The 8,679-nt window shown below is 47.5% G+C and carries 9 protein-coding genes; 2 read left to right on the forward strand and 7 right to left on the reverse strand.

Annotation, left to right across the window (positions count from 1 at the left end; genetic code table 11):
* Nucleotides 1-162 precede the first annotated feature (162 nt).
* From aroQ to glyA, 5 genes are all read right to left on the reverse strand, one after another.
* Complete coding sequence (aroQ, locus tag QUB51_RS14130; RefSeq protein WP_333054681.1) at nt 163-603, reverse strand: type II 3-dehydroquinate dehydratase; 441 nt, start codon at nt 601-603, stop codon at nt 163-165.
* A gap of 112 nt (nt 604-715) precedes the next feature.
* On the reverse strand, nt 716-853 hold the full coding sequence (locus QUB51_RS14135) for a hypothetical protein (protein WP_333054680.1): 138 nt from the start codon (nt 851-853) through the stop codon (nt 716-718).
* A 299-nt stretch (nt 854-1,152) separates the two neighbouring features.
* The gene (locus tag QUB51_RS14140) at nt 1,153-2,409 is read right to left on the reverse strand and encodes a competence/damage-inducible protein A (RefSeq protein ID WP_333054679.1); all 1,257 of its coding nucleotides are present in this window, start codon (nt 2,407-2,409) and stop codon (nt 1,153-1,155) included.
* Between the two features lie 220 nt (nt 2,410-2,629).
* Nucleotides 2,630-3,685, reverse strand: a complete 1,056-nt coding sequence (locus QUB51_RS14145) for an MraY family glycosyltransferase (protein ID WP_333054678.1) — start codon at nt 3,683-3,685, stop codon at nt 2,630-2,632.
* Nucleotides 3,686-4,273: 588 nt separating this feature from the next.
* The gene (gene glyA, locus QUB51_RS14150) at nt 4,274-5,557 is read right to left on the reverse strand and encodes a serine hydroxymethyltransferase (RefSeq protein ID WP_333262183.1); all 1,284 of its coding nucleotides are present in this window, start codon (nt 5,555-5,557) and stop codon (nt 4,274-4,276) included.
* A gap of 168 nt (nt 5,558-5,725) precedes the next feature.
* On the opposite strand from glyA, the gene QUB51_RS14155 reads away from it, so the two are divergent.
* Nucleotides 5,726-5,923, forward strand: coding sequence for a hypothetical protein (locus QUB51_RS14155; protein ID WP_190739976.1), 198 nt, complete (start codon nt 5,726-5,728; stop codon nt 5,921-5,923).
* A 142-nt stretch (nt 5,924-6,065) separates the two neighbouring features.
* Nucleotides 6,066-6,539, forward strand: a complete 474-nt coding sequence (locus QUB51_RS14160; protein WP_333054676.1) for a Tic20 family protein — start codon at nt 6,066-6,068, stop codon at nt 6,537-6,539.
* 314 nt (nt 6,540-6,853) lie between these two features.
* Here QUB51_RS14160 and QUB51_RS14165 read toward each other — a convergent pair whose 3' ends face one another.
* Nucleotides 6,854-7,630 (reverse strand): fumarylacetoacetate hydrolase family protein, encoded by a 777-nt coding sequence (locus QUB51_RS14165; protein WP_333262186.1) that lies wholly within the window; start codon nt 7,628-7,630, stop codon nt 6,854-6,856.
* Nucleotides 7,631-7,725: 95 nt separating this feature from the next.
* Complete coding sequence (locus QUB51_RS14170) at nt 7,726-8,307, reverse strand: 5-formyltetrahydrofolate cyclo-ligase (protein ID WP_333208369.1); 582 nt, start codon at nt 8,305-8,307, stop codon at nt 7,726-7,728.
* Nucleotides 8,308-8,679 lie beyond the last annotated feature (372 nt).

The following is an 8,679-nucleotide window of genomic DNA, read 5'->3' on the forward strand; positions in this document are numbered from 1 at the left end:
CCGTTCTTTGGTAATTGGTAATTGGTAATTGGTAATTTAGAGTTCTTCCTGGTTTGCTTCTTTGCCTAACTCTTGTGATTAATTTGAATTCAACCCAAACATATAAGGGCTGGTTTTCCATCTAAAACCTGCCCTCATCCGATCGCTACCATCGGTAAATTTTTAATTTTTAATCACGTAACTCACTAGAGCTTGCAGCCCCAGCCGATAACTTTCTGAGCCAAAACCGCTGATTTGCCCGATCGCCACCGCTGCGATAAAGGAGTGGTGCCGAAAAGCTTCCCGCCGGTAAATATTGCTCAGATGAACTTCTACCGCCGGGATATTCACCGCGGCGATCGCGTCTCTAATTGCCACACTCGTATGAGTATAAGCTCCAGCATTAATCAATAAGCCTTGGTGCTGCCCTAACATCGAGTGAATTGCATCCACCAATACCCCTTCATGATTCGACTGCTGAATTGAGACTTGCACCTGGAGGGCTTGCGCTTCTCGTTCTAGCAACTTGTTGATATCATTTAAAGTCGCAGAACCATAAACTCCAGGTTCTCGCTGACCCAATAGATTCAGATTAGGGCCGTGAAGTACCAGGATATTTAACAATTTTAAAATTTCCCGCGCAACAAAATTTAAGAGAGTTTTGACATGGTATTTAAAACCAGTCAACCACCTCAAAGGTCAAACCTTAAACATCAAACTTCTAATTCAGTCCCGACTACCTGCGATTCCTCGGTTGGTTGACAGGAATACGAATCGGTTCTAGTTCCGGTTGAGCTTCAGGATTCAGCAATCCTTCTATCAGCTTGCGAACCCATTCTTTAATTTGTTCCAGCACCTTTTCAATGTCTTCCATTGAACGGATAGCTCCTTTTTTTATAGTCTAGATTGCTAAACCGACGGCTAAATATCTGAAAATAAGCAAGCACGACTTTGAAACCAAAGGTCAAACTTGCTTTCTCGCTTGCTGGTTATTTTCAGCAATGGAGAGATTCAGTATCTTGGCCAATCAGTCCTATCTTATTATCATAACGAATCTTTACAGATAATCAAGAGGCAAAAGGAAAATTGCCGAATTATATCGGAGTAGAGAGTGTTAAATAAAGCTTAAGCTTACGGTTGACTGTTGACAATTGACCAATCGTAGGATTTTTTCTACACTTTTGCCAACAATAATGTACGCCGGAGTCGATCGAGCGCCGTACAGCTACTCAAATTCCGAATCCACTCGCGGCCTCTGGCATCGCCAAAACGGTATTCAAAACTTTCTGCGGATCCGTCGGGCCCCGCTAAACCGACATAAACCAGTCCGACAGGTTTACCGTCGGTGCCGCCTCCTGGCCCGGCGATGCCTGTAATGCTCAACCCCCAATTGGTATTGAGGCTGGCGCGAACTCCCGCAGCCATTTGTTTTGCCACTTGGTGGCTGACTGCCCCCAATTCGGCTAAATCTTGGGGATTAACACCTAATAATCCTTCCTTAATCCGATTGTCGTAAGAAATAATCCCGCCTAAAAAGTAGCTCGAACTGCCGGGAACACCTGTCAGCATCGCCCCCAATCCTCCTCCCGTGCAGGATTCAGCCACGCTGAGAGTTTGCCCCGCATCCAGCAACAATTGGCCCACAGTCGAAGCGAGGGTATCGCTATCAGCACCGTAACAGTCTAAGCCGGCAATTTGCCGCAATTGTTGTTCGATCGGCTCAATCAAGTTTTTCGCAGCAACTTTCTCGTTTGCGCGGGCCGAAATCCGCAGTTTGACTTCGCCGTGATTGGCGTAGGGAGCCACAGTAGGATTAGTTAAATTCAAAAAACTATCTACTTTTTCCGCCAATGCTGACTCAGAAATCCCCCAAAATTTCAATGTGCGGCTGTAAATAGTGGCGCTGCACCAGCCGTTATTTTGCAGGTAAGGAACGGCGGTTTCTTGCCACATCAAGTGCATTTCCGCCGGTACGCCGGGAAATGTCATTACTGTCACGTCAGAAACCGGTTGCCAAATAATGCCCGGTGCAGAACCGCTGCGGTTCGGCAGAATATCCGCAGTTTCTGGAATTAAAGCTTGCTTGCGATTGCTGGGACTCATGGTGCGTCCCCGCTGGGCATATTTGTATTCGATATCGGCGATAATTTCCGGCTTTTCTATTAAGGGAACCCCAAAAAAATCGGCGATGGTTTCCACTGTCAGGTCGTCTGGTGTGGGGCCCAGACCGCCGGTGAAGAGCAAAAGCTGCGATCGACTGACGGCGATTTCTAACACTTGTTTGATACGTTCTGGATTGTCCCCCACCACTGTTTGATAGTAGTGAGGTATTCCCAGACTCGCTAATTCTTTGGCTAAAAACTGGGCATTGCTATTAAGAATATCGCCTAACAGCAATTCAGTGCCAACACAAATAATTTCAGCAACCATTATTCGATTTTAGATTTTAGATTTTGGATTTTGGATTGGGGAATTGGGCATTGGGCATTGGGCATGGGGCATTGGATTGGGGAATTGGGCATGGGGAATTGGGCATGGGGCATGGGGCATGGGGCATTGGGCATTGGCCCGCGCAGGGCATTGGGAATTAGGCATTTGGCATTAGAAATTATTTTTCTTCCTTCTTCCTTCTTCCTTCTTCCTTCTTCCTTCACCTAGCGTGTCTCCAAACTTTCCAGCTAGCATATCCCAGCAAACTTGTTGCACCCATAGCGTAAATTACGCCGCTCGGAAGCGAAAAAGCTAGGGCTAAACTTCCCACCCACAGTGTCAGTGAGTAAATAAATAAAACCGCAAATCGATGGGAGAGTCCGGCTTCTAGAAGTCGGTGGTGGAGATGGCGCTTGTCAGCAATAAACGGTGACTTGCCGTTGCGAAGTCGATCGAGAATCACCGCCGACATATCTAAAATCGGTACAGCTAAAATTAAATAGGGCAGCAACACAGAAGTAACAGCCGTAGTTTTAACCAACCCAATTACTCCCACTCCAGCGAGAGTAAACCCGATAAAATAAGCCCCGCCATCTCCCATAAAGATTTGAGCCGGATTGAAGTTGTAGCGCAGAAACCCCAATGTCCCGCCAGCTAAAGCCGCTGCAATCAGGGCCGCCGCTGGTTGCTGCATCGCCAAACTGACAATCAGCATCACAACGGCTGCAATCCCTGAAACTCCGGCTGCTAAACCGTCCAAACCGTCAATCCAGTTGATGGCATTCGCCATGCCGACGAGCCAAATCACGGTAATTGGCAAGCTCAGCCAGCCAATATTAGTCAGTCCCAAGGAGGGAACTGTCAGAAACTCAATCTGTACGCCCGCGTACCAAACGATGCTGGATACGCCAATTTGCATGAGCAAGCGTTTTAAGGCCGAGAGCGAAAATAGGTCGTCTGCTAAACCGATGAGGAAGAATCCGATGCCGCCGAGGGTGACTCCCCAAATTTCGTATTCGTCTTTGGGATTGAGAACTTGTCCGTTAGCATCGAGGAAGCCTCCTGAGATCCAGACAAATAAGAGGGCAGTGATAGTGCCGAGAAAGATGGACACTCCTCCCAAGCGCACCATTGGGCGCTTGTGGACTTTTCGCTCGCCTGGCCGATCGACTCGCCCGCTTTTGAGACCAATTTTTTTGACTATTGGTGTACTCCAGAGGACGACGATCGCAGAAACCAGGAAAGCGAGTATGTGGTACAGATACTGGTACGGCATCTGAAATCAATTTTAAATAGTGCGGGGCAATTAGTCTGTCAGGCAGAGTCTACTACATTTCAGATGGCTTATAACAAGGAAACATCTTGAAGAGCGACTGGGGGTTTGGGAGTCGGAGATTTGCCGCAATGGCAGTTGCAGGAGGACGAATTGTCAGGTTTTTCATTTCTAACTCTCGAATTAACGATTTGAAATATCGACTTTTTCGCGAGCAAAAAAGTCGATATTTGGCGAGCGGGCCCAGTTGAACGGTATCTTTCGCAACCGACAAATACCGTTAGTCAAACCAGCCCCGCCCGACAAATATCTTTACTAAAAACCGTATTGGCGATCGATATTTTTGGTGAAAACCGCTTGTCAATATCGCTACCGGCAACTCTCAATCTTTTCCTGCTCTTTATATCCGCCCCAAAGCGGTTACAAGCCCCCGATACAATCGATGGTCGATCCCAAAATTTAAGATGCTAGTTCAATCCCCCAGATTCAATGCGAGAAGAAATCTAAAATCTAAAATCTAAAATCTAAAATCGACTAACCCTTTTACCCGTACACTTCCAACTACCAATTTCCCGTTGCAGATCAGGAAAATTAAGCTAATGCCGGCACTTTCAAGTACAAGTGGGGATATAAGGGGAAGCGATCGCACAGTGCTGCTACTCGACGCAAGCAGTCGGCTGCAACGCTTTCATCATCGGGATTTAGCAGGCGATCGGCAATAATATTGCCAATCTCGGTAAATTCTGCAGTTCCCATTCCCCTGGTGGTCATCGCCGGCGAACCGAGTCTCAAACCGCTGGTGACAAAGGGCGATGCCGGATCGAAAGGCACGGTATTTTTATTAGCAGTAATATTCACACCGCTGACTAATTGGTCCGCTAGCTTGCCTGTCATGTTTACCGATCGCAAATCAACTAGCATTAAGTGATTGTCCGTGCCGCCGGAAACGAGTTTTAAACCCCGCTGCTGCAACTGTGTCGCTAAAGCGCGCGCATTTTCAATTACTTGACCGGAATAAGTTTTAAATTCAGGCTTTAATGCTTCGCCGAAAGCTACTGCTTTGCCCGCAATGACGTGTTCTAATGGCCCACCTTGAGTGCCGGGGAAAACTGCTTTGTCAAACTTTTTACCTAATTCCGGGTCATTGGTCATAATCAAGCCACCACGGGGGCCGCGCAGGGTTTTGTGAGTAGTGGTGGTGACTGCGTGACAGTGGGGGAGGGGGTTGGGGTGGTGTCCTGTGGCGACTAACCCGGCGATGTGAGCGATGTCGGCGAGCAGGTAGGCTCCGATTTCGTCGGCGATCGCTCTAAACTTCTCAAAGTCGATAATTCGCGAATATGCTGAATAGCCGCAAATTAGCAATTTCGGTCGGTTTTCTTTGGCCAGTGCCAAAATTTCGTCGTAGTCGAGCTGTTCTGTTTCTTGGCTGACGCCGTAGTGATAAGCTTTGAACCATTTGCCGGATACGTTGACCGGCGAACCGTGGGTCAAGTGTCCGCCGTGGGACAAATCCATGCCCATTATTCCGTCTCCGGGTTCCAGCAAGCTCAAAAATACTGCAAAGTTGGCTTGAGCGCCGGAGTGGGGCTGGACGTTGGCGTGAGCGGCTCCAAATAGCTGTTTGGCGCGATCGATCGCGATTTGCTCGATGCCGTCAATAAATTCGCAGCCGCCGTAATACCGTTTTGCTGGCAGTCCTTCGGCGTATTTATTGGTCAGCACTGAGCCTTGAGCGGCCATTACTGCTGCGGAGGTAAAGTTTTCGCTGGCGATGAGTTCTAGGTGGTCTCGCTGCCGCTGGAGCTCTTGCCCGATTAAATCGGCAATGAGCGGATCGGTTTTGGAAAGGAATTCTAAGTTAGTGTCCGTCACAATAATCAACCTCTTGACAATTTTGGGATTGGGAATTGGGGATCTTATACCGTACTACGGATTTCGCACCATTGACATAAATATTACGTTGTGTTCAGGTTAAGCGGTTTGTCCCCAACTCCTGACATACAATGAAATTACTGGTGTGAAACCTGCCGGAGGTATCAAATGTTAGTCATTTTAATGGAAAATCAGATGCTTGCCCCTCAGTGTGTTTGCCAAAGTTGTTTGCTGGCCGATCGCACTGGCCAACCGCGCTGGAGTGGTGGAGAGCTTCGCTGTGGACATCCAGTTGCTAAACCTACGGAAAATTTGCCCGATCGGTACGAGTGTCAAATGGGCTTCACGATCGCTAATATTAAATAAAAAAGCCTGCATCTGGTAGTTGGGGCTGCTCCCTGCTGAGTGAAAAGCAAGTTCCGGCAGAGTCGAAACACAAACCCTGCTGCTGCGTTATCCTGAGTTTAATGGAATTAATAGTTCACCGATCGACTCAGGAGAGTTCATTATGACTTGGCGCGGGTCTACAACTGTTACAGACCGGATTTTTGCTTCTTTGCCTTATTTGCTCCCGTTGGTTGACGGGCTGGCCTTTGGCAGGTTTCTGTTTACACAGTTTCCTGTGCTGCAACTGTTGTTGATACCGCTAGCTCCTTTGATGCAAATTTATAGTTTGCCCTTTGCTAGCTTGGTTATTTTCTTTGCTCTGTATTTAGGAGTAGTTAGAAACGAAAACATCAGTCACTTCATTCGTTTTAATGCGATGCAGGCGATTCTTTTAGACATTGTTTTGATGCTGTGCGGTCTGGTTTTGCCGATTTTTTCTAACGGCTTACAAGTCGCATTTATTGCGGAAACTCTGTATAACATGGTGTTTTTGGGCGCTTTTGCTGCATTTGTCTATGCAGTCGTGCAGTCGCTTTTGGGACGCTATGCAGAGATTCCTCCGCTTTCGGATGCTGTTTATATGCAGGTACGATAAATCAGTCATTGGTCATTGGTCATTGGTCATTAGTAGGGAGAGGGCGCGTGCGTGAAATGGTTAACTCTTTCCAGGGCGCAAATCATCGCTAAACACGGCCCTAGAAGCTCCTAAAAGACATTGTTGTTTTTGCACTTACCTAATTAATAACTAATGATATCATGTCCGATCGATTGACGATAATATCCCGGCCGGGCGGGTTTTTGAGATTGTCAATTATTGGCAGATATTGTGGGTGAACCCGCCCCTACCTGATTTGGGGCGAAGCGAAGCGGAGGGAAGCGACCGGACATGATATGACTGATGACTGATGACTAATGACTAACAACTACTGTATTTTCAAGACTGCCGATGCCTTCAATTTCGATGCGGACTCGATCGCCTATTTGTAGCGGCCCTACTCCTTGCGGCGTTCCCGTCAGTATCACATCGCCGGGAATTAGGGTCATAATTTGACTGATGTAGGAGACGAGAAAGTCTGGGGAAAATACCATGCGATCGATCTGGGATGACTGTACCGGTCGCTCGCTGTCATTGACAAAAGTCTGCAACTGTGCTGCCGGACTCAGTTCGCGGACAATCCAAGGCCCCAAGGGACAAAATGTATCGAACCCTTTGGCCCTGGCCCACTGGTTGTCCCGCTTTTGCAAATCTCTGGCTGTTACGTCATTGGCGATGGTATAGCCCCAAATTTTGCTGTGTGCTTGTTCGGGAGTGCAGTTGGTACAATGTTCGCCAATTACCAGGGCCAATTCTCCCTCGTAGTCTACCCTTTCCGACTGCTGCGGATAACGAATCGCTCCACCTGCGGGGATGACAGCACTCGGAGGCTTGAAAAACAGCAGGGGTTCAGCAGGTACTGGGGTTCCCATCTCGGCGGCGTGATCGACATAATTTTTGCCTACGGCTACAATTTTTGAGGGAGAGCACGGGGCGAGAATTTGGTAAGTATCTGGTGAAAGTTCCAAATCGGTTGGTTGTCCTTGTAACCAAGGCGGTGCATCAAATACTTGAACGCTGTGACTGAGTTGCAGTAAACCGTAATGGATGTGTCCTTGTGTTGTTTTTACTCGAACGTAGCGCTGAGCCATACTATTTTAGATTTTAGATTTTAGATTTTAGATTCTAGATTCTAGATTAAGAGGATATAGGCATAATTGCGGAAAATTAATTTGTTTAGGCCCGTTTAAGATTTTTGGTCTACGATTGTCAAATCGCTTTCCGTGCAAATTCCGTACAGCGGTTTGTCCCAGGAGTCAACTGGTAGCTGGGGGATCGAGGCAAATTCAAAGATAATGCCGATCGTAACTTTTGATTCCCACTCAGCTAAACTGAGCATTCGATCGTAATAGCCGCCGCCGTAGCCCAAGCGATAGCCGCGAACATCGCAGCCTACTGCGGGTACGAGCATTAAATCTACTTCTGAATGGTCTATTTTAGGAGCATCCGGCAGGGGTTCGAGTATGCCATAAGCTCCAGTATGTAAAGCATCTCCGGGCTGCCAGATGTGCCAGGATAGCTCTTTGCCGACACAGCGGGGAAATCCCCATTTGCGGGGAGTTACAAATAGGGGACTTAAATCTGGTTCTTGGCGACAACTGAAGTAGGCGAGGATTGTTTTTGCTTGGGTGAATAGGGGCGAGTTTTGCAGATGATTGCAGAGGCTCGTGCTCTTTTGTGTCCATTCTTGTCCTGATAGGGATTTGCGGGTGTGGAGGAGCGATTTTCTTAATTCAGTTTTAGTTAATGCAGGTTCAGCAGTGTTCATATTTGCGATCGAATCTCTCGTTTGACTTCCAGTCCGACAGGGGTTGAAAACCCCTGTCTCACAGCGAAAGTCCTCTAAAAGAGGACTACAATTAATTGCGTTTTCATTACACTCTGTAGTCGGTTTTAACCGACTTTAGCTTTGAGGCAGGGGTTTAAACCCCTGCCGGACTGTCGGACTGTCGAAAAGTATCAACATTCGGTTTTAGTTAATGAAGGTTCAGCAGTATTCATATTTGCGATCGAATCTCTCGTTTGACTTCGAGTCCGACAGGGGTTGAAAACCCCTGTCTCATAGCGAAAGTCCTCTAAAAGAGGACTACAATTAATTGCGTTTTCATTACACTCTGTAGTCGGTTTTAACCGACTTTAG

Source organism: Microcoleus sp. AT8-A3 (assembly GCF_036705675.1).
Classification (GTDB): Bacteria; Cyanobacteriota; Cyanobacteriia; order Cyanobacteriales; family Microcoleaceae; genus Microcoleus.